This window comes from Alphaproteobacteria bacterium (assembly GCA_040218575.1).
Classification (GTDB): Bacteria; Pseudomonadota; Alphaproteobacteria; order JAVJRE01; family JAVJRE01; genus JAVJRE01.
The window spans coordinates 122,324-143,263 of record JAVJRE010000002.1 but is presented as its reverse complement, the minus strand read 5'-3'; the positions used below and the strand labels follow the sequence as shown (position 1 = coordinate 143,263).

Genomic DNA, 20,940 nt, shown 5'->3' with positions numbered 1-20,940 from the left:
CGGCTCGGATTCGCCTGATGAACCCGATAGCCGGGAAAATGATGTTTCAGTTCAGAGGGTTGAGCCGGTCCGATGGAATGGGTCCTACTGGCCTCGCCCTTGGACCGGGCCACCCGTCCATCAACAAATCCTTGACATTCGGGCGCTAAGCTCGCACGTATATCCGCGAGTTCACTGCCTAGCGGCTTTGAACCAATCGAGGCTTCGGGCGCTGAGCCAGCATGGCGAATCAGCGCCCAATTTCTTTCAGCGCAGCGCATTCAGGCAGGCCTCCCTTGTCCAGAGGGGCGAGGTGCGGATCTTGCCGATGCTGTTGTCAGCCTGGAAACAGGTGATGAAGTTCGCCCTCAGCGCCCCGGCGCGATTCAGGCCCAGCGCTAGGACCACCACGAAATCCTCATAGAGAAGATCGACCCTCCGCGCCGGGTCGTAGCTCCGCGTCCTGGCAACCCATCCCTGGTAACGGACCGCAGCCGGATCGGTCAGCGTGGCGCCGATCCAGTTCATGCGCTCGGCCCGCACCCACGAGAAGGCGTCCTTGGCGCCGTCGCGGTTGGTGCTCTCGTAGAAGGCGTGGTCAAACTGTTGCTGGCGGAAAAACACCCGGATGCCGTCATGCGTCTCGATCACCCCACGGCAATAGGTGCCCACGAAATGCTGTCGATAGGCGGCCTCGTCGGGCAGCTGGAGAAGCGGCGGCAACGGCATCACCAGCCCCCGTCCAGCCGGATTCTGAAGACGTTGAACTTCTCCTCGGTCCGGCGCGTGGGTCCGATGCGGCCGTGGATACTGAGCCGCTCTTCCAGCTTCCTGACCACGGCCTCCTTGGCCGTGCCTTGTCCGAGCGTGTCGTTCAGCCGGCTGCTCGCCGCCCCCAGCAGCACATCGCAAAGCTGAAGGAGGACGACCTCCGGCGATGGCAGCGACTGGATGTCGGTGATCGTGGCGGAGAGGTTCGAATAGTGCAGGCAGCGTTGCAGGTCATGCAGGCGCTTCCGGTCCCGATTGGTCTTCAGGTCGCAGAAGATACGGTACTCGTTGAAGTCCAGGATCCAGTGATGCAGGAGCTGGTAGTAGAACTTGTAGAAGCCAAGCTCGCCGTCGTTCTGATGCAGTGCGAGGTTCACCTGCTCGCGATCGACGGCGATGCAGCGGAAGCGCATGTCCATGCCGAAGGACATGAAGACGTCGATCAATTCCTCGTAGAATGCCTGCTTCGACGGCGAGATCTTTGTCCACTTCATCTCGCCCCACACCGCATGGTCTGCCCGCAGCGCGGCGATCCTGGCCTTGACCTCGTCGCGCATCTCGGCGGGCAGCCATAGGCTGCCGATCATCAGGTATCGGGCGCGCGGGCGCTGGGAGGTGAAAAGGTCCGGAAGAGCCTCGTCGCAGTAGACCTCGAACTTCATGACGCTGCCTCCGCCTGTGGCACCCGGAGGCGCCCCGTCAGCAGCTCGGTCGCGAGCGCGTCGCGCTGCCGGGCAAGCGCCGCCCGCTCGGCCTCGAGGGCGGCAATTTCCCGCTCCGCATCATCGAGCACTTCGACGATGGCGCGCTGCTCCCTGATTTCGGGAAGCTGCAGCTCGCTTGCCAGGAAAGTTTCCCGGTCGAAGTTTTTCCTCACAATGCTTGCCCGTTCGACGGCGGCATTCTTCAGCAATGTGACAAATCGAGCAGTACGCACCACATGCCGCATATACTTCGGATCTATGGATCCGTTGATTTTAAAAACCTTGTAGTCCGGTGAGATGCAGACGGGTTCATCTAGCGTACTTACATCCACCGAACCCAACCAGAAATTCAACCCACTCAGCGCAAGGTCTCCGGTGCGGACGATGATGTGTCGTGACAGATCGCTATTTGCGATCCGCTTGTTGAAGTGTTGCTCTTGAGGGAGCATCCCCACCTTCGTAATGGAGTAGACAGGAAGATCGGAGCCGTTCCCCACTCGCTCATTGTGGAGCTTAAGGAATGATCCTATGGTGACGGTCTGCCACGGACCGTCGAATCCATCGATACGCCTCGTGCCGTGAACTACAGCCTCACGAAGCGATGCGAACACTTCTGCCTTTCGCTCGATCTGCAGCGACAGGCGCGCCAGGGTTTCGTCCCACGTTGACAGAATCTCGGCGATGCGGGTCTGCTCCTCCAGCACAGGGGTGGGGATGAAAATCTTGTCGAAGGCGTCAAGCGTAAGGCCGAAGCGGGTGACACCGTTTGCTGAGCGCGTGAATTGTCGGCGGATGCCCGTTTCTTTCATCGCGTAGTAAAGAAAGCGGCCGTCGACATCCTTTTTCGGGCGCGCAATGGCGAGGTGATAGCCACAAACAACGCCGCTCAGATCCTCTGCCACGTAAGCCGGTTCAGCGATCTCCTCTGGCGTTTCAGAGTCCTTGGTGAAAACGACATCGCCCTGGAGCAGCTTGAAATTCGCTACCTCTCTCTCGGAGGCGGTCGCGGTCATGAAGTCGATACCGCTATGAATACGGTGGTTGTGGAAGACATCGACGTAATTGCAGAGGCGAACGGGAATCTCTCCGGGCGTTGTTTTCTTGTCGACGCCACTGAAGGAGACATCTGCCAATTCGGAAAATGACTTGCGCCGCCATCCATGGGGTAGAGAGGAAGAACGGTCAGCCATTGAGCCCCAGCTCCTTCAGATGCTCCCGCATCTTTGCGCGCAGGGTCGTGAGCTCCTCCTCTAGAGCGTCGATTTCCCTCTGAACTTCGGCAATGTCGACTTCCTCAGCCGGTTCGAACGTGTCGACGTAGCGGGGAATGTTGAGGTTGAAGCCGTTTTCCTTCACCTCGTCGACCGGAACGGCGCGGGCATAGCGCTCCACATCCTCGCGCGCGATCAGCGCCGAGATGATGCGGTCGACATGGCTGTCGAGGAGCTGGTTCTGGTTCTTGCCCTGCTGGAAATCCCGGCTCGCGTCGATGAAGTAGATGTCGCGCCGGTCCGCCAGCGTGCCGCCCTTCTCGCGCCGCCGGTCGAACAACAGCACCGCGACGGGGATGGTGGTGGTCTGGAACAGGTTCGCCGGCAGGCCGATGACGGCGTCGAGCAGGTTCTCCTCGATCACCGCCTTGCGGATGATGCCTTCCTTGCCGGCCCGGAACAGCACCCCGTGCGGGACGACCACCGCGACGCGACCCTCCTGCGTTTTCGCGGCCTCGATCATGTGGGTGATGAAGGCCCAGTCGCCCTTGGACTTCGGCGGCACGCCGCGCCAGAAACGGCCGAAGCGGTCGTTCTCGGCATTCTCGGCGCCCCACTTGTCGAGGCTGAACGGCGGGTTGGCGACGACGACGTCGAACTTCGTCAGACTGGCGCCGTCGACGAGTTTCGGGTCGTTGAGCGTATCGCCCCATTCCAGCCGCGCGCCATCGATGCCGTGCAGGAACATGTTGAGGCGCGCCAGGCCCCAGGTGCCGCGGTTCACCTCCTGCCCGAACAGGGCGAAGTCCCGCGAGCCGACTTCTTCCGCCGCCTTGATCAGCAGGGAGCCCGACCCGCAGGCGGGGTCGCAGATGCGGTCGCCCGGCTGCGGGGCAGCGATCCTGGCCAGCACGCGGGCGACCTGGCGCGGCGTGTAGAACTCGCCGGCCTTCTTGCCCGCCTCCGAGCCGAAGCGTTCGATCAGGTATATGTAGGCCTCGCCGATGACGTCCTCGGCGGTCTTGTGATCCGCGCCATCGCCGACCACGCGGGAGGGGCGCAGATCGAGCTTCGCGAAGTCCTCGATGAGCGACTTGAGCCGCCGATTGCGGTTCCGGGTGTCGCCGAGCTTCGTCTCGCTGTTGAACATGACGTCGGCGAAGGCGTCGCCGATCTTGGTCTTGTTCCGCTCGGCGATGGCGTCCAGCGCCTGATCGATCAGCTCGCCGATGTTGTCGGCGTTGCGCTGGCGAAAGAGGTCGTCGAAGCTGGCGCCCTTCGGGATGACGAAACGCTCGCGCGCCATCTTCCGCTCGACGCGAAGCTGATCGCCCTTATAGCGCTGGTCCGCTTCCTGGTAGTGCTCCTTCCAGACGTCGCTCACGTACTTGTAGAACAGGAAGACGAGGATGAAGTCCTTGTATTCCGAAGCGTCGATCACGCCGCGGAAGGTGTCGCATGCCGCCCAGGCGATCCGCTTGACGTCGTCGAGGGTGGTTCTGTCTGCCATGGTTTTCTCCTTGGGATGGGGCGGGCGCCTGCGCGCCCGCCCGTCCTCGATTGCTGTCAGCGTACGCCGCACACCGGGCTGAACTGCGCCCGGAGCTCCCGCTCGATCCGCATCCGCGCCGCCTCGTCGCAGTAGAGCGCCGCGACCGCGAGATTACCGTGGTTGTTGCGCCTCCACTGATCCCGCCGGTCGTGGTTGGCCACACGGTCCTGGATCCAGCCGGCCTCGCCGATGTCGATCACCGTGTAGCGGTCCGTGTCGGTCCGCCGGCTGAGGATCGCATAGACGCCGGAATTGTTGCGAAGGTCGGCCGTGTTGCCGAAGGGGCCCTCGAAGCTGTAGTTGCCGATCGTGATGGACATGCGTAGATTGCCTTTCGTCTAAGACAGTTGGACAAGGGACCTCAGGGTGTTGGCGCACCTTTGAGGCCCGGGATGGAGCCGGGAGCGCTAGCGCGCTTCCGGCTTTTCTTCGCGATCTCCCGCAGAGCCAGGTCGAAGAGCCGGCCCCGCGCTACGCGAAGGCGGTCCATCACCTCGATCTCGCGCCGTTCGAGCCGGGCGAGGTCGGCGAGCCTGATCTGGCTTGAGATGTCGGGAAGCTCGATGTGCAGGGCTTCGAGGGCCTGCCTGGGAATTTGCGGAACGTGAGTTCCGACGGCGTCCTGGCGCAATATGCTCTGGGTCGACGCCGCCTCGAGGAACGCGACGAGGAAGTCGGGATCGACGTCCTTGGCGCGGCGTCGGAGGATGTAGAGAGGCGCCGCCGCCACCGTAGGGCCGGTAACTTCGTCCATCTTGCCGACCGAGTAGCGGTTGCCGCGCGGCTGCAATATGACATCGCCCGGCTTCAGAAGCCCCCTTGTCGAACTGGGCGGAGCGGCGATGCGGGCGGCGCCTACAAGGTCGACCGTGCCGTCGCCGACGAGGTCGCGCGCCTGCACGACGATGCAGGCGCCGTTCTTTTCGCTCTCGATGCGAGAGCGGAACGGAACCCCGGGCAGGACCTCGACGACTTCGGAAAGATACATTTCTCCACCACGCCAACGCTTGTCTGCGCAGAATATAAGCGCCGGAAGGCAGTCCGTCAATCCTGTTGCAGCAATGGCGTTGCTGCAATGACAAAACGCGGGGCCGTTTTAGGTGGGCAGCACGGCGATGCGCCGATAACACTATGATTTAATGTAATTTTCTGAGGAAAGCGCCTTCCGTTGCTCTGACCAATCGCCGGGAAATGGCTTCAGGAGCAGTTCGAGTTGCCAGGTCGACGGCTGCCGCCCGTCGAGAATCGCTTCGACGATGTCCGGCGCCAACAGGGTCAGACGAAGCACCCGGCCCAGGTAGGACAGATTGATTTTCTCGGCCCGGGCGAGTTCCGTCAGGCTGTCATAGTCGCCCTGCTCCAGCATACGCTTCCAGCGATGCGCCCGGGCGAGCGCCTTGACCAGCGTGCTGTCGATACGCGGCTGCGCCGGTGCGGAGGCGCCATCCGGAGAGACCATCAACTTCCGGCCGCCGTGTTTGCGGATGCGGAACGGGACGCGCACGGAGAGGGTCTCGCGGCTCGTCATGCGGCCGCCCTCGCGAAGCCGCTGACCTCGTCGACCAGCGTGGACAAGCCGTCGGCGCGAAGCCGGATGTCGAGTTCGTTTTCACCGATCTCGACCCGTTCGACGAGCAGCTGTACGAGGCGGGCCTGTTCGGCGGGGAACAGCTCGTCCCAAAGTGGATCGAGCTGCTGCAGCGCGTCGCGAACTTCGGCCTCCGTCACCTCGGCGTCATGGCCGCGTGCGGCGCGCCACGTACCGACGACGATCTCCGGCTGGCGGAAGACGGCTCGGAGCTGATCGATCACCGCGCTCTCGATCTCCCCGGCGGGGACGCGGCCGACCGGACAGGCATCGCGCCCGCGCTTCAACACGGCCTGACTGACGTAGTAGCGGTACAGCCTGTCGCCCTTGCGGGTGTGTGTCGGCGAGAAGGCCGCGCCACCGGGGCCGAACAGCAGCCCTTTCAGGAGGGCGGGCGTCTGGGCGCGTGTCTGCGCGGCGCGCTTCCGAGGGCTCTCGGCGAGGATCGCATGCACCTTGTCCCAGAGGGCCCGGTCGATGATGGCGGCATGCTCGCCGGGGTAGCTCTTCCCCTTGTGCACCGCCTCGCCGATATAGACCCGGTTGTTCAGCAGCTTGTAGAGTGCACCCTTGTCGATGGGCTTGCCGCGCTTGGTGACGACGCCCTCGGCGCGAAGCTCCCGCGCCAGCGCGGTCGCCGAGCCGCTGGTCACGAAACGCTCGAAGATCATGCGGATTGTCGCGGCCTCGGCGGCGTTCACGATCAGCTTCCGATCCTTCACGTCGTAGCCCCAGGGCGCCCAGCCACCCATCCACATACCCTTCTTTCGGCTGGCGGCGACCTTGTCGCGGATGCGCTCGGCGGTGACCTCGCGCTCGAACTGGGCGAAGCTGAGCAGGATGTTGAGGGTGAGCCGTCCCATCGACGACGTCGTGTTGAACGACTGCGTCACCGAGACGAACGTCACGCCGTGCCGGTCGAACACCTCGACCAGCTTGGCGAAATCGGCGAGCGAGCGGCTCAGGCGGTCGATCTTGTAGACCACCACCACGTCGACGAGCCCGTCCTCGATGTCGGCGAGGAGACGCTTGAGACCCGGTCGCTCCAGCGTCCCGCCCGAATAGCCGCCGTCGTCGTAGCGGTCGCGAACCAGAGCCCAGCCCTCGGATTTCTGGCTGGCGACATAGGCCTCGCAGGACTCGCGCTGGGCGTCCAGGCTGTTGAATTCCTGCTCCAGCCCTTCTTCGGAGGATTTCCGGGTATAGACGGCGGCGCGGAGCTTGCGAAGAACCGGCTTCGTCATGCGCCGCCCCGCCGGTTCTTCAGCCCGAAGTACACCCAGCCGTTCCAGCGGGTGCCGGTGATGGCGCGGGCGATCGCGGAGAGCGATTGGTAGGGACGGCCCTGCCATTCGAAGCCGTCGCCGGTGACGGTGACGACATGCTCGACGCCCTGCCACTCCCGGATCAGCTTCGTGCCGGCGATCGGCTTGCGGTCGTGCCGGATGCGGCGGGTGGTGATGTTGCCGCCGTCGAGCTGCTCGCCGAGGGCTTCCAGCCGCTTCACCGTCTCGGGCTTCAGCCCGCCATAGGCGAGTTCCTGGATGCGATAGGCGAGCCGGCTTTCGAGGAAGCGGCGGTTGTAGGGCGGCGGCTCGGTGTCGAACAGCTCTCGCCACTGCGCCTTCAGGTCGGGCGTCTTCATGGTCTTCAGGGCGGCCAGGCGCCCGGGAATCGGATCGGTCGTCATGCGCTCTCCTCGGTCAAGTTCGGGGTCGCATGACGGCATCGGTCGGCCGATATGTGTAGGCAAATTTCTCCAGTATCGTCAGATAGTTGACGCTCACGCGCCCGGAGCCGGATCAGTCCCAGCGCAAGGATCTCACATGCTTCGGCGATGCGCTCCCGGCTGGTCATCCGGTCCGGATGCAGGGCGTTCGATCGGTTCACGCCGCGCTCCGAGCCGCGTCCCGCAGAACGGCCGCGCGGATGGCGCTCCGATTCCAGCGGAAGTTCAGATGGCAGTTGGCGGCGTACTTCGACAGACCGAAGTCGAGGCCGTCGGCCGGTTGGCCGGCACGATGCAGCAGCTCGATCTGTCGCATGGTGGCCGGGTCGTTGAGCCAGCGCCTGCTCTTGGCCGAGGCGCTGGTGGTCTCCGTCTCCCGCAGGAAGTCGTCGGCCGCGGCAAGCGCCTGGACGCGGGTGCCGATGGCGAGGGTGCGGAGCGCTCTCCCCTTCGGGTGGCCGAGAGCGTGCCAGAGCGTGCCGTCGTGGAAGACGCCCGCCCACCCCTGAAACCCGCTCGCCATTAGAGCCTGGCCGTCGCCGTGCAGGTCGCACCATGAGAACGGGGATCGATCGAGCAGATCGATCTCGGTCATCTCGAAGGACGCGAGCAGCCGCTTCTCGCCGGTCTCGCGGGTGAAGACGTGACCGCAGAAGTCGCAGACGGACGCGCCGAGCGGCAGCTCCGCCTCGCAGGAGGGGCACGTCTTCCAGGGTTGCTCGCCGGCGGACGGCTCGTCGTCTTCGAGCCCGATGTCCTGTTCGAGCGTACCGTGGCGCAGCGCGGCGCCGGCGAAGTCCAGCACGATGCAGTCGGTCTTGACGATACCGGGAAAGCGCTCCGGATCGACCCGGCGCAGCCCCCGCCCGACGGCCTGAACGAACGTACCCTTGTGGAGCATCGGGCGCAGGATGCCGATGCAGCCGACGGGCTGACTGTCGAAGCCCTCGGTCAACACCATGCAATTGGTGAGTACCTGCACCTCGCCGCGGTCGAACCGCGCGATCAGATCCGCACGCGCCCGAGGCGCCATGTCGCCGGTGATCGTCTCGGCCGAGGTGCCGTCGGCTCGGAACGCCTCGGCCACGGCCTCGGCATGGGCGACCGTCGAACAGAAGAAAATGCTGCGCCGGTCCGCCGCCTTGTCCTTCCAGTGCTCGACCACCGTCTCGTTGAGGACGGAACGGTTCAGCACCTTGTCCGCCTGGCGCATGTCGAAGTCGCCGGCGGTGCTGTCGATGCCGGCGAGCTCGTCCTCCACACCGAGATCGATGGTGAAGGTCCGCGGCGGGACCAGCAGGCCGCGCGCGATGAGCGTGCCGATCCGCAAGTGGTAGCCCACATTGCTGAAGGTCTTGCGCAGGCTCCGGCCGTCGCCGCGGCCGGGGGTGGCGGATAGCCCCAGCAGCTTGAGTCCCGGGTTCAGGTCCCGGGCATGCGCGATGATCGACTGGTAGCTCTGGGCCGCCGCCCGATGGCACTCGTCGATGACGAGATGGGTGAATTCCGGCATAGACTGCCGCCGGTTCGTCCGCGCCAGCGTCTGGACGCTGCCGAAGACGACCTGGCCGTCCCAGCAATCCTGTTCGGCCTTTACGACGGAGGTCGCGAGGCCGGAGACCTTGCCGATAGCGGTGCGGTTCTGGTCGATGAGCTCGTCCGTGTGCTGCAGGACGAGGGTGCGGGACTCGCGGCGTCGCTCGGCCTGCTCGCCCACGAAGAAGCCCGCGATTGCCGTCTTGCCGGCGCCGGTCGGCAGCACGAGCAACGTGTTGCCGTGTTCGGCTGTCCGGTCGTGGGCCGCGTCCACGGCCGCCCTCTGATAGTCGCGCGGGATCATGGCGGATGCCCCCTCAACGAGCCCAGAAGGGTGCGCCGCCTTGGGCCGGCGCAGACGCGTTGCCATAGGGATCATCGACCATGCGGGAAGTGGGCGCGGCCTGCGGCGTGCCCACGGCGGGCGGCGTGGTGGGCGCGCCACCCATGATCGAGACATACTCCGCGTGATCGGGGCCGATCGCGGCCTTGATGACGTTGCGGCCGCTGTCGTCGGGGTTGTCGCGGTCCTTCTCGATCCCGATCTTGGCCACGAAATCGAGGCCGTTCAGGTCGCCGAGGCTGCGGATCTTCCGCGCCGCGCAGGCGCCTTCCGACTGGTCGCCTGCCTGGATGCCGCGCGCCGATTCGAGGATCCCACGGATCAAGGCCCGGCCCCGGTTGGCGTAGGTGTCGTCGCCGCGTTCGTTGACGCTCTTCCCCTTGAAGCCGATGCGCGTGTAGATGCGCCGCCGGACATAGGGACCGTCGAGCACCACTGCCTCGGTGTTCAGATAGAGCGCCGTGCTCGTGCGGCTCTGGGTGAGCCAGCCCTCAGGCCCGGCGCCGCCGGGACGGATCGTCAGGGACACCTTGGCGAGCGTGTTCGCCGGGATGAGATCGAACGCGGCGTCCTGGCTGTCGGCGCCGTTGAAATCCATGTTGTCCGACATGGGTTCAAGCTCCTTTCGTCATGGAATGGGATTGGGCGGTTGCCGTCTCGGGCAGCCGGAAATCGAGGGCGTCCGCCGACGTGGCGCCGTGACCCGCGCGGATCTTCGCCATCAGGCGGCCGAGATGGGCCTGCTCGATCATGGCCAGCCGGCCGCTGCGATCCTTGGCGGGAAAGCCGAAGTCGTTGATCGTGGTGCACACGAAGGCGCGGAACGGGTCGCCGTCGGCGGGACGGATCTCGGCGAGCGTGATCACCTCGTCGACGATGCCCGGCAGCTCGAGCCCGGTCTTCGCCCCCTCGATCTGCATGGCGAAGTAGGGCTTGCCGAAATCGTCGATCTTCCGATCGAGCAGACCGACCAGCCAGATGTTCTTGTGCGGCGTGTGCTGGAGGTGGGTCAGCCAGCCGATCATCTCCTGACCGAGCAGACCATACGCGCCGCGCAGGTCGAGTTTGCCGCTGCGATCGGACTGCGCCTGAGGCTGCCCCTTGCACCACTGCATGCAGATGCGGGACGCGACCGAGATGCTGTCGACGAAGACGGTCTCGTACTTGTCCAGCACGGTCGGGGCGCCGAAGGCAGCGCAGACGCGCTCGTAGTCGCGGTGGCTGTAGGGCTGGTCGTCGCGCATGGCGGGGTTGGGGCCGCCGATCCAGCAGGCGAGGTCGCGGGCGCGTTCCCAATCGCGGATGCGGATCTCGTCGCCGGGCCAGCCCTGGACGGCAAGCTCGCCGGCCTCGAGATTGAGGAACAGGGTGCGCTCGGGATCGAGCGTCCAGAGCTGGCTGGTCTTGCCGATACCGGAGATGCCGGTGAGCACCCCCTTGATGCCGCGAACCTCCTTCAAGCGCTCGTCGGCGGTGATGATCCTGAGCGGAGTAGGCGTATAGGGCGCGCTCATTTGCGCGCCTCCAGCTCGCGGGCCGCGGCCGACACCGCCGGATCCACGCCGGCGGCGCCCTGATTGCGCGCCATCGACATCACTTCCTCCAGCGCGCAGATGGTCCGCGTGAGATCGGAACGCTCGCGGTTCAACGGCAGCAGCGCGAAGGCGATGTCGTCGATGGTGGCCTGCTCGATCGGCACCGTGCGCGCCGGCGTATCGCCGCGGGCCGGTACCGAGATCGTGTCGGGGATGGCGCCCAGCCAGGTCGACTCGCGCAGGCGTTTCAGAGGCGTCTTGAACATCGGAATGCTCCTTTCCGTCCTGCCCAGGGGTCGTCGCGATGAAGCTGCTGCCGGGCCCGACGCCGCCCTGGAGCTTGCGGTCGGGGTGTTTCCCGAAGGGTTTTGCATTCCCCCGAAGGCCCGGCATGAATTCGCTTGATTGCTTGCCGTCACTTACCGGCGGGCAGCCGCGACTGTCGGGGCCCGCTCAAAATACTCGGCGAGTCCTAGGTCCATGGCCGTCCGGCGGATGGCTGCAAGGTGCTGGTAGACGGTGCTTCGGTGGAGCCCCAGCTCACGCGCCGCTTCGGCGACCGAGAGGTGGGAGACGGCGATCGCGATCTGCCGCGCTGTCGGGCAGAGCCTTGCCAGGAGCTTTGCGATGTCGCTCCGCAGACCCGGCCCGTGGATCTTTGCGAGATCGTCGCTCGCGTGCAGCGCCGCGCTCTCCGGAAGCACATCGGCGAGGGTGAGGTCGCCGTCTACGTCGTCGCCGGCGCCGATCGGTATATCCAGCGACTGCATCGTGCGTTCGGCACGGCTCGCCTGCGTCGCGCTGGCGAGGCTGGCGATGCGGTTGGCGACGATGCGATCGGCGAAGGTTTCGAACGACGCCTTGGCGGGGTCGTAGTTCGGCGCTCGCCGGATGAGGTCGAGCCTGAGTTCCTGCTCGATATCCTCGACGTCCATCCCCGGCACGGCATTCGATCGCGCCAGCCGTGCGGAACGGACACTGATGTTACGGGAGATGCGGGAATTGGGGCTGGTTAGCTCCTGAAGCTGCTCCATGGTTTTCGCCTTCGTCCAGGTGGACGGGCACGCGGCCCGAGTACCCGGCACCGGCGAAAATTCGTCGGCGAGACGGTTGGAGCGGTATCAGCGCAATGAAAAACCGCCGAACCTGGCGGGTTTCAGCGGTTTTTGGGCGGCGATTTTTTTGAGATTTTTTCAGAGGCTGTCAGCGAAATTTCGTCGGGACTGCCCCTGCTTTCCTTGTTGGAGGTCGTCCGCGTTGATCACGAAGCGGGTGACATAGTCGCCGCCTTCGGTCGGGATCGGCTCGTCCGGAATCCCGAAGGCCTGTCGAAGCGCCTTCGACAACGCCTGCTTCTGCTTCTGGAGCTTGTTCGTGTCCTCGCCGTTCGCGGGTTGCACTGGCAGACGGCCGGAACGGGATCCCAGGAGCTTCAGGTAGAGCCATTGCTTCGTGGCTTTGCCGCTCTTGCCGTTCTTCATGCCCAGCGAATCGGGTTCGAACCTGCGTGTCTCGCCGCGGAAGCTTACATTGATGACCTCGTCGGCGATGAACCGGATGCCGAGTTCCTCCCATCGCGCATCGGGCGGCAGCTGCCACGCGAGGTTGGACGGACTCGTGCTGGAGGATGCCTCGACTCGGGCGCGGAGCTCGGAAAACAGGGTATCGGGCGGCTGTGCAGGCTCCAGGCTTCCTTGATCGTTCACCACGAGAAGATCGCCCAAGGCGAATAGGGTGACGTCGGCCCGTTGCAGGTTCCCGATGACGCTTGCCGGCAACGAGGCGTTGGTGGGCGTCAGGACCACCTTGGGACCCGGGAGCCCGATGACGTCGTCGAAGGGGGTCGCATCGTCCGTCGGCGCAGGACCCGGAACGGTCAAGAAGACGGGAAACCCGCGACCGGCGAAGACGTCGTGCGAGCCGATCCTGAACACCTTCTGGCGTTCGAACTTGGCGGGGGTGTTGAGAGCGAGGGCGGTCGCGACTGCGGCAGCCAATCCCGTCCGATCGAGACCGAGGATGGCGATGTCGTCCCGGCTGAGGTCGAGATCTGCGCATGCTTTCGGTCTGTCGCCGCAGATCGCCCGTATGGAGCCGTCGTCATGCCGGACGACCTTGCGCGGACATCCCTCGCCTCCGGGAGACGGGCAAGCGATGCTGGTGGCCAGTGTCCCGGTCGACGTCAGGAACCGAGAGACAAGGTCGAATTCGCTGCCGAGGATAGCCTGCCATTCGCGTCGGTCCGTCGCGGCGTCCGCGAGATCGTCAAGCGCTTGCCAGAACTTTGGTATCTGCATCATCTGCCGCAGCGGCCGGGATAGACCAGAAGCCGCGCGCCTTCAGCCAGCTTTCGATAACCTCCGCGTCCGACTCCCTTTCGTACCTCGCGATATTCGCCGGGCGGATCGTCACCGAACGCTCACGCTTGGTGCCGTCGAAGGCGAACTTGAACGTGGCGTGGGTGAACGAACCGCCGCTCAACCGCTTCTCCCAGTTATCGCCGTAGGACTTGAAAAGATCCTCTGACTTTCGGATTTCCAGCTCCGCGATCTTGCCAGGCCAGCGCCGGCCGAACTCGACGAGACGGACGCCCGCCAATCCCTCAATGTCCTCGTGCGCGAGCGCGTCGGGGCCATGTTCCCGCAGCGGATCGAGCGTATAGCGCTCCGAGCGATCGAAATAGTCCTCGTTGCCGAACAGCACCAGGCCGAACGTCTTCAGATAGAGCTCCCGCTCGCCCTTGGTTTCGGCGTTGACGGCAATCTCGTCGGAAGCGCTGTCGTAGATCAGGACGTCGTGCTTTTGCGGGCGATAGAACGCGATCCCGCTCTCGCCGTCTTCCTGGTGCTTGCCTTCCCGGCGCATGGGCATGCCGTGGCGGACAAGAAGCCAGATTTTCTCGCCTCTTGGAAAGGCAAACACCCGGCTGTTCCGCCCGCGGCGCTTCGCCTCGAACCAGTTGTCCATCCGGCTCTGCATAGTCTTGGCATCGGCCTCGGAGACGGATGAGATGACGGCTGCCGGCTTCTTGGGCGCCGAGCCTGCGAAGTACATGAAATTGGAGCGCTTCAACGCGACCGTCTCGGCGTGCTGGCGCTGCAGCAGCATTGGTTGGGCGAGCCAGATCTGGACAGCGACATCGGCAGCCGACGCTTCGTAATCCTTTTCGATGTCGATTCCCGCGGCTTCGGCGCGGTCGAGCAGCTCCTCCATCGCCTCGTGCGTGGCGGTCTCATGGACGTAGTAGAGCGCGTTGACCATGTCCTCGGGCACCGAGGCATCCGGGTTCATCAGTACGTGAGCGATATCGCCGAGCGGCATGTCATCGGTCGAAGCGGACGCAATATCGAGACCGCGGGCTTCAAAGTAATCCTGCCACTGCCCAAGGAATGTTTTTAGCCGTTCGGGCGAAATGTGTTTCAGGCGATCGGGACTTGTAAAAATTCTCGGGTTGAAAGCAGGCATCGGCTTCGATTCTCCAGCAATTACCTTCGAGTTGCAAAATTAGGCCGGCACTTCTCCCGCTACAAGAATCAAGTCTACGGGATGGTTGTCCCACCTTCCGACAGACAGCCCAGCGTCTCGGTATGTGAGGGGGTCAGCTGGAGCTTGCCCCCAATGATACAAAGATTCGCGCGAATCCGCCGCACACCATTGCCTACTGACCGCCCGGATCGCGTGCTCCGGAGGCGATCGACATGATCGATCCTGACGAGCGCGAGAAGACCGCCCTTCGCCATGCCCTGAAGTTCATGGCGGAGCTGATGGGCGAGATTGGCTGGGAGAAGCGGCTCAATGAGCTGACAGCCGAGGATGCGGCGGCGCTCGCCGAATCGGCGGTCGACGGCTTCCAGGAGGCGATGCGCGCGAGCGCCGACCGGCCCGACCAGGACGTCCCGTTCTGATGGAGGCGTTGCTCGACTTCAATCACCGGGAAAAGCCGCCTTCCTTCGCCGATGGCGTCAATGCGCTGATCGACCGGGCGCTGGTGGCGGAGCAGGCGTCTCGCCCCGAACGGGACTACCTCGGAGGCAGCCGGCTCGGGGATGCGTGCCAGCGGCGGCTCCAATACGAATACGTCAAAGCGCCGAAGGACGAGGACGCCGATTTCAACGGTCAGTCGCTCCGCATCTTCGCGCTCGGACACGTGCTTGAGGATCTGGCGATCGACTGGCTGCGCCGGGCCGGCTTCGACCTGCGTACGCGCGACCGGCATGGAGAGCAGTTCGGCTTCTCGGCGGCGGACGGACGCATCCGCGGGCATGCCGACGGTGTCGTCGTCGCCGCCCCTAACGACATGGCGGTTCCCGCACTCTGGGAGTGCAAGTCCGCAAACGCAAAGAACTGGCGCGAGATCGCGAAGCGGGGCGTGGTCAAGGCGAAGCCCGTCTATGCCGCTCAGATCGCGCTCTACCAGGCCTATCTCGGGCTTACCGAGGCGCCTGCGCTCTTCACCGCGATCAACAAGGATACATGCGAGATCTGGCATGAGCCGGTGCCGTTCGATGCGGGGCGTGCACAGGCGGCGAGCGACAAGGCGGTTCGCATCCTCCGTGCCTGCGATGCCGGCGAATTGCTGCCCCGCCACACGGAAGACCCCGACCATTTCGAGTGCCGGTTCTGTGCCTGGAAGAACAGGTGCTGGCCGTGATGGAACCGCAATCGACACCGGCGGAGCCGGGAGAGGTCGGTCCCGACCTCGACCTGATCGCGACCTACACCGAGGTCGTGTTCGGCTATTGCGAACATTGGGCGCCGGTTCGGGCGCTTGCCGAGAAGGGCAACCCCGACGCGCCCCCGCATACGCCGTTCCTGGAGGCCGACGCCGACCTTGCGATCAAGATCGGGCAGCAGGCGAACTGGGCCGCCGCGGCGGGGATGGCGCTCTTCGTCGTACCCGGCACGGTCCTCGCCCCGGGCGACGCGAGTGCGGGGCATATCGTCCAGACGCAGGTCGTCCTCGTCGACCTCGATCACGGCGACATCGCGGCGAAGCGCGCGCATCTGGAACGCCACCTCGGGCCACCCACCCTCGTGGTGGCGTCGGGCGGCATCACGCCCGAAGGCGCGCGAAAGCTTCATCTGTACTGGCGCCTGACGGAGCCGGCGGAGGGCGAGGACATCGCCGGGGTCTGCCGCGCGCGACAGATGATCGCCGCCAAGGTCGGCGGCGATCGATCCTTCAAATCCGCGCACCAGCCGATTCGCGTCGCCGGCTCCGTCTATGCGAAATCCGGCCAAAGGCGGCTCGTCGAAATCCTCCACCACAAGCCGGTCGAGTATGAGTTGTCGGACTTGGTGGAGGCCATCATCGCCATGCCGCCGATGGACGGCGCCGGTGATCCCGATCTCGACTTCAACGGCGCGGATGCCGCGACCGGCGCCGTGCCCGAGCTGTTCGCCCGCCCGATCCGGGAGGGCGGCGTCGACGGCACGACGCGATTCGACGCGCTCTCCCGCGTGATCGGCTACTGGATCCGGCGATGTCGGGAGGGCCACGTCTCCCCAGCCGGGGCCTGGGAAGAAATCAAGTCCTACAATCTCGCGCGCATCGATCCGCCCTGGCCGGAGGAACGGCTCCGCAAGGAGGCGGAACGTCTATGGAAGCGCGATCTTAGCCGCAATGGCGAGATCGAGGAGGCCGACGATCCTGGCGCCGCGGACGGCGGAGACGATGGCGGGGATGGCCCCATGCCGGTGCGCTTCACCGAGGATGCGCTGGCCACGATATTCGCCGACCGTCACTCCGATCGTTGGCGCTATGTCGCGGGCTGGGGTCAGTGGCTTACCTGGACGGGATCCGTCTGGCGACGGGAAGAGACGCTCCAGGCCTTCGATCTGGCGCGACAGATCTGTCGCGAGGCGGCCGTGCAGGCCCCGTCCGGGCGCATCCGGACCAAGCTGTCGACGGCGGCGACGGTCGCAGCCGTGGAGCGGCTGTCCCGGAGCGATCGTCGGCATGCGAGCACCACGGAGATCTGGGATCGCGACCCTTGGCTCCTGAACACGGCCGATGGCGTGATCGATCTGCGCACCGGCGCCCTTGCACCCCACGATGCCGGCCTGTTCATGACCAGGATCGCCGCCGCCGCGTCGTACGGCGACTGCCCGACATGGCAGGCGTTCCTCCACACGGTCACCGGCGGGGACGCGGAACTCCATGCCTATCTGCGGCGGGTCGCCGGATACTGCCTGACCGGCGTCACCACCGAGCACGCGCTGTTCTTCCTCTACGGGACGGGGGCGAACGGCAAGTCGGTCTTCGCCAACACGCTGACGGCGATCATGGGCGACTACGCGACCGTCGCGGCGATGGACATGTTCATGGCGACCCACGGCGATCGCCACCCGACCGACATGGCCGGGCTTCGGGGCGCGCGGATCGTCACCTCCATCGAGACCGAACAGGGGAGCCGCTGGGCCGAGAGCAAGCTCAAGGCCCTGACGGGCGGCGACAAGATCACCGCCCGCTTCATGCGGCAGGATTTCTTTGAGTTCATCCCGCAATTCAAGCTCCTCGTCGTCGGCAATCACAAGCCGTCGATCCGGAACGTGGACGAGGCCATGCGCCGGCGTCTGCACATGGTGCCGTTCACGGTGACGATTCCGCCCTCGAAACGGGATCGCCGCCTGCCCGACCGGCTGTTGGCGGAACGCGACGGCATCCTCGCCTGGGCCTTGCAGGGCTGTCTCGAATGGCAGCAGACCGGGTTGAAGCCCCCGGATGCCGTCATGGCGGCGACAGAGGATTACTTCGAGGCCGAGGACGCGCTCGGTCGCTGGATCGACGAGTGCTGCCAGACGGGCGCAGCGCACTGGAGCGGCTCGAGTGCGCTCTTCGCCAGCTGGAAGGCATGGGCGGAGGCGAACGGCGAGTATGCCGGCTCAATGAAGCGCTTCTCGGAGAACCTGAGCGTGCGCGGCTTCGAAAAACAGAACACCAGCAGGGCCCGGGGATTCCGCGGCCTGGCCCTGCGCGAGAGCAACGACGAGCTGTTCGAGGGGTGAGGCAGATGCCCAGAAAACCAACGGCCGTGACGGGTGTGACGGGTTGTCCCCATATAAGCGTTACGCGTGCGCGTACGCGCGCCCGTGACCGGGTTACGGAGCAACCCGTCACATCCGTCACACCCGTCAGCGTCGGCGTGGTCCTCGACGGCGACGGTCTCCCCGATGCCGTCCTTGCGCTCGACCTTGGTACGTCCACGGGATGGGCGATCCGCGGCGCCGACGGGTTGGTGGCCAGCGGCACGGTCAGCTTCCGGCCCGGCCGCTATGACGGCGGCGGCATGCGTTACCTGCGCTTCGGCAACTGGCTGACCGAACTCGACCGGCTGAGCGGACCGCTGTCCGGGATCTGGTTCGAGGAGGTCCGCCGACATTTTGGAACCGACGCTGCGCATGTCTATGGCGGACTGATGGCGACGCTCACGAGCTGGGCGGAGCTGCGTGGCGTGCCCTACGAGGGCGTCCCGGTCGGCACCATCAAGCGACACGTCACGGGGCTGGGCAACGCGCCGAAGGCCTCGGTTGTCGCGGCCATCCGTGATCGAGGTTTCGCGCCCGAGAACGACGACGAGGCCGACGCGTTGGCGCTCCTGCTGTGGGCGATCGAGACGAAGGGCGGCTTGCGATGAACGCGCAGGCCAACCGGGCGATCGTCAGGTGGACGCCCAGCCTGGTCGAGGCGCGGCTGTCCGAGGCTGCCTTCGTCCTGAAGCGCCTGCCCGAGCCCCGGCTCTTCGGGTACTTCAGCACCTGGCCGGAGATCCGGCACACCTTCGCCGACCAGGTCGGCCAGGAGCCGCGTCGCCTCCGGGTGCTCCCGTCTCCCCAGGCGATCAGTCGGATGGAGGAGACGCTGAGCTGGACGGTCTGCCTCGAACCCGTCGACGGCAAGATCGTCTGGATGCGCGCCTTCGGCTCGCGCTGGCGCGAGATCTGCCGGACGGTCGGGCTGCAACGGGCCTCGGCTCATCATCACTGGATCTACGGGATCTGTCGGATCTCGCATCACCTCAACCAGCAGAGGCTCAATCCGCGTCTGTCGATGCAGCAGGTCATCGACCTCGCGCGGGCAGATGATCCTGCCTTCTGAGGGGGCGTCGCCGGTCTGATATTTTCTGCCAGACACTTTTCGCGTCCAGCCGGTATGTGAGCGGTAAGTTCGGGAAGTGCGCCGACTGGCCGCCGCCTTCTACCGCCGAGTTCACGGGTCCTTCCTGGCGACTTCGTATGCTGGCGGGCGAAGCGCGGCATTTCGCCAGCGACAGGGCCGGATTTTTGGGAAGCCACCCGGAGTCCACCCCGGCCGCCGCTTCCCGATACCTGCGATAAATCAAAGCCTTCGCGCCACGCCCAGGTGGATGCCGCTGGACTCCGACGGACACCAGCGCCGGATCCAGTGATGGACTCCGGTCCCGGCGTCCGGCTTCGCTCGAACAGGAACGTTCATGATGCTCAGCTTCGCGCCCGACGCGATCGAGACCTGGCCGCTCGATCGCCTGAAGCCCTATGCGCAGAACGCGAAGACGCACGGGGACGATCAGGTCGCGAAGATCGCCGCCAGCATGGCGGAGTTCGGCTGGACGGTCCCGGTGCTCGTCGCCGAGGACGGCGAGGTAATCGCCGGCCATGGGCGCATCCTGGCGGCGACGCAGCTCGGGCTGACCGAGGCGCCGGTGATCGTGCTCGGTCATCTGACCGAGGCTCAACGGCGCGCCTACCGTATCGCCGACAACAAGCTCACGGAGATGGGCGGCTGGGACGAGGACCTATTGTCGGCTGAACTGAAAGGCTTGCTGGCCGAGGAGTTCGATCTCTCGCTGATCGGCATCGCCGACGGCGAACTGGATCGACTGCTCGCGGAAACGGGAGCCGATGACGGCGCCGGCGGCGGTGGCCAGCCGCCGGTCGTCGTGCCGGAGCCGCCGCGCAATCCGGCGTCGAGGCCGGGCGATCTCTGGCGGCTCGGGGACCACCGGCTGCTCTGCGGAGATTCGACCAATGCGGAGGACGTGCGCCGCCTGATGAACGGCGAGCGCGCGGTGTTGTTCGCAACCGATCCGCCGTACCTCGTCGACTATGACGGCTCGAACCATCCGACACGGAACAAAGACTGGTCGGCCTCCTATGGCACGACATGGGACGACAGCAGCCAGGGCGCCGAGCTCTACGACGGGTTCATTTCTGCCGCCGTCGCCGAGGCGATCACCGAGGACGCGGCCTGGTACTGCTGGCACGCTTCGCGCCGCCAGGCGATGCTGGAGGCCTGCTGGGAAAAGGCAGGTGCCTTCGTCCACCAGCAGATCATCTGGGTCAAGGACCGCGGGGTGCTGACCCGGTCCCATTACCTCTGGAAGCACGAGCCCTGCTTCATGGGCTGGAACAAAGGAAAGCGCCCGCCGAAGGTCGCGGACGAGACACTGCCGTCGACCTGGGAGATGCCGAGCTTCGCCAAGGACGAACGGCCTGACCATCCGACGCCGAAGCCGCTCGACGCGTTCGGGATCCCAATGCGCCAGCATGTCGAGCGCGGCGGTCTCTGTTACGAGCCGTTCGCGGGTTCGGGTTCGCAGATCATGGCTGGCGAAGCCAACGGCCGCCGCGTCTATGCGATGGAGATCAGCCCGGCCTATGTCGATGTCTCCGTGGAGCGCTGGCAGGTTGAGACCGGCCGTGATGCTATTCTCGATGGCGACGGTCGGACCTTCGCGGAGGTTCGGGAAGAGAGGCTGGGTGCATCCGATGCGGCGGATGCGGCATGAAGCAGTCGCGCGCCATGTCGCTCGTCGAGGCCGTCGCCAACGTCGCCGTGGGCTTCGGCGTTGCCGTCGTCACGCAGATCCTGATCTTCCCGGTCTTCGGGCTGCAGACGACGCTGGTACAGAACCTGAAGATGGGCGCGGTGTTCACCGTGGTGAGCATCGCACGGTCGTTTGCTCTGCGGCGGCTGTTCGAGGCGATCCGGCTGCGCGGCGTCCGATGAGAAA

Annotated in this window: 23 protein-coding genes; 7 read left to right on the top strand and 16 right to left on the bottom strand. The window is 65.3% G+C overall.

Features of this window, described 5'->3' with window-relative positions; genetic code table 11:
• Window positions 1-246: 246 nt before the first annotated feature.
• The 16 genes from RIE31_02265 to RIE31_02190 all read right to left on the bottom strand — a co-directional run bounded on the left by RIE31_02265 (window position 247) and on the right by RIE31_02190 (window position 14,413).
• The gene (locus RIE31_02265) at window positions 247-708 is read right to left on the bottom strand and encodes a hypothetical protein (protein MEQ8639426.1); all 462 of its coding nucleotides are present in this window, start codon (window positions 706-708) and stop codon (window positions 247-249) included.
• Complete coding sequence (locus RIE31_02260; protein ID MEQ8639425.1) at window positions 708-1,412, bottom strand: DUF3800 domain-containing protein; 705 nt, start codon at window positions 1,410-1,412, stop codon at window positions 708-710. The genes RIE31_02265 and RIE31_02260 overlap by 1 nt, the downstream gene beginning before the upstream one ends.
• Window positions 1,409-2,644, bottom strand: a complete 1,236-nt coding sequence (locus RIE31_02255) for a restriction endonuclease subunit S (protein ID MEQ8639424.1) — start codon at window positions 2,642-2,644, stop codon at window positions 1,409-1,411. Before RIE31_02255 ends, RIE31_02260 begins: the two co-directional genes overlap by 4 nt.
• The gene (locus tag RIE31_02250; protein ID MEQ8639423.1) at window positions 2,637-4,175 is read right to left on the bottom strand and encodes a type I restriction-modification system subunit M; all 1,539 of its coding nucleotides are present in this window, start codon (window positions 4,173-4,175) and stop codon (window positions 2,637-2,639) included. The genes RIE31_02255 and RIE31_02250 overlap by 8 nt, the downstream gene beginning before the upstream one ends.
• Window positions 4,176-4,231: 56 nt before the next feature.
• Window positions 4,232-4,537, bottom strand: a complete 306-nt coding sequence (locus RIE31_02245; GenBank protein MEQ8639422.1) for a hypothetical protein — start codon at window positions 4,535-4,537, stop codon at window positions 4,232-4,234.
• A 41-nt stretch (window positions 4,538-4,578) separates the two neighbouring features.
• The gene (locus tag RIE31_02240) at window positions 4,579-5,205 is read right to left on the bottom strand and encodes a hypothetical protein (protein ID MEQ8639421.1); all 627 of its coding nucleotides are present in this window, start codon (window positions 5,203-5,205) and stop codon (window positions 4,579-4,581) included.
• 141 nt (window positions 5,206-5,346) lie between these two features.
• Window positions 5,347-5,745, bottom strand: a complete 399-nt coding sequence (locus RIE31_02235) for a hypothetical protein (GenBank protein MEQ8639420.1) — start codon at window positions 5,743-5,745, stop codon at window positions 5,347-5,349.
• Window positions 5,742-7,049, bottom strand: a complete 1,308-nt coding sequence (locus RIE31_02230; GenBank protein ID MEQ8639419.1) for a recombinase family protein — start codon at window positions 7,047-7,049, stop codon at window positions 5,742-5,744. Before RIE31_02230 ends, RIE31_02235 begins: the two co-directional genes overlap by 4 nt.
• Window positions 7,046-7,495, bottom strand: a complete 450-nt coding sequence (locus tag RIE31_02225) for a DUF2924 domain-containing protein (GenBank protein ID MEQ8639418.1) — start codon at window positions 7,493-7,495, stop codon at window positions 7,046-7,048. The genes RIE31_02230 and RIE31_02225 overlap by 4 nt, the downstream gene beginning before the upstream one ends.
• Window positions 7,496-7,691: 196 nt before the next feature.
• Window positions 7,692-9,374, bottom strand: coding sequence for a DEAD/DEAH box helicase (locus tag RIE31_02220; protein MEQ8639417.1), 1,683 nt, complete (start codon window positions 9,372-9,374; stop codon window positions 7,692-7,694).
• Window positions 9,375-9,387: 13 nt separating this feature from the next.
• Window positions 9,388-10,023, bottom strand: coding sequence for a hypothetical protein (locus RIE31_02215; GenBank protein ID MEQ8639416.1), 636 nt, complete (start codon window positions 10,021-10,023; stop codon window positions 9,388-9,390).
• 4 nt (window positions 10,024-10,027) lie between these two features.
• Entirely contained in the window at window positions 10,028-10,927 is a 900-nt protein-coding gene (locus RIE31_02210) for an ATP-binding protein (GenBank protein ID MEQ8639415.1), read from the bottom strand.
• Complete coding sequence (locus tag RIE31_02205; protein ID MEQ8639414.1) at window positions 10,924-11,214, bottom strand: hypothetical protein; 291 nt, start codon at window positions 11,212-11,214, stop codon at window positions 10,924-10,926. The genes RIE31_02210 and RIE31_02205 overlap by 4 nt, the downstream gene beginning before the upstream one ends.
• A gap of 153 nt (window positions 11,215-11,367) precedes the next feature.
• The gene (locus tag RIE31_02200) at window positions 11,368-11,982 is read right to left on the bottom strand and encodes a sigma-70 family RNA polymerase sigma factor (GenBank protein MEQ8639413.1); all 615 of its coding nucleotides are present in this window, start codon (window positions 11,980-11,982) and stop codon (window positions 11,368-11,370) included.
• Window positions 11,983-12,141: 159 nt separating this feature from the next.
• Entirely contained in the window at window positions 12,142-13,248 is a 1,107-nt protein-coding gene (locus RIE31_02195; protein MEQ8639412.1) for a hypothetical protein, read from the bottom strand.
• Entirely contained in the window at window positions 13,214-14,413 is a 1,200-nt protein-coding gene (locus RIE31_02190) for a hypothetical protein (protein MEQ8639411.1), read from the bottom strand. The genes RIE31_02195 and RIE31_02190 overlap by 35 nt, the downstream gene beginning before the upstream one ends.
• A gap of 233 nt (window positions 14,414-14,646) precedes the next feature.
• Between RIE31_02190 and RIE31_02185 the strand changes: the two genes are divergently transcribed.
• The 7 genes from RIE31_02185 to RIE31_02155 all read left to right on the top strand — a co-directional run bounded on the left by RIE31_02185 (window position 14,647) and on the right by RIE31_02155 (window position 20,936).
• Entirely contained in the window at window positions 14,647-14,853 is a 207-nt protein-coding gene (locus tag RIE31_02185) for a DUF6511 domain-containing protein (GenBank protein MEQ8639410.1), read from the top strand.
• Window positions 14,854-14,861: 8 nt separating this feature from the next.
• Entirely contained in the window at window positions 14,862-15,599 is a 738-nt protein-coding gene (locus RIE31_02180; GenBank protein MEQ8639409.1) for a hypothetical protein, read from the top strand.
• The gene (locus RIE31_02175; GenBank protein MEQ8639408.1) at window positions 15,560-17,956 is read left to right on the top strand and encodes a phage/plasmid primase, P4 family; all 2,397 of its coding nucleotides are present in this window, start codon (window positions 15,560-15,562) and stop codon (window positions 17,954-17,956) included. Before RIE31_02180 ends, RIE31_02175 begins: the two co-directional genes overlap by 40 nt.
• 137 nt (window positions 17,957-18,093) lie before the next feature.
• Complete coding sequence (locus RIE31_02170; protein ID MEQ8639407.1) at window positions 18,094-18,585, top strand: hypothetical protein; 492 nt, start codon at window positions 18,094-18,096, stop codon at window positions 18,583-18,585.
• Window positions 18,582-19,046 carry a DUF6362 family protein gene (locus RIE31_02165; protein ID MEQ8639406.1) on the top strand — a complete coding sequence of 155 codons (465 nt, stop codon included), beginning with the start codon at window positions 18,582-18,584 and terminating at the stop codon, window positions 19,044-19,046. The genes RIE31_02170 and RIE31_02165 overlap by 4 nt, the downstream gene beginning before the upstream one ends.
• A gap of 355 nt (window positions 19,047-19,401) precedes the next feature.
• Entirely contained in the window at window positions 19,402-20,715 is a 1,314-nt protein-coding gene (locus RIE31_02160; GenBank protein MEQ8639405.1) for a ParB N-terminal domain-containing protein, read from the top strand.
• Window positions 20,712-20,936: a hypothetical protein gene (locus RIE31_02155; protein MEQ8639404.1), complete on the top strand. Its 225-nt coding sequence runs from the start codon at window positions 20,712-20,714 to the stop codon at window positions 20,934-20,936. The genes RIE31_02160 and RIE31_02155 overlap by 4 nt, the downstream gene beginning before the upstream one ends.
• The last annotated feature ends 4 nt before the right edge of the window (window positions 20,937-20,940 follow it).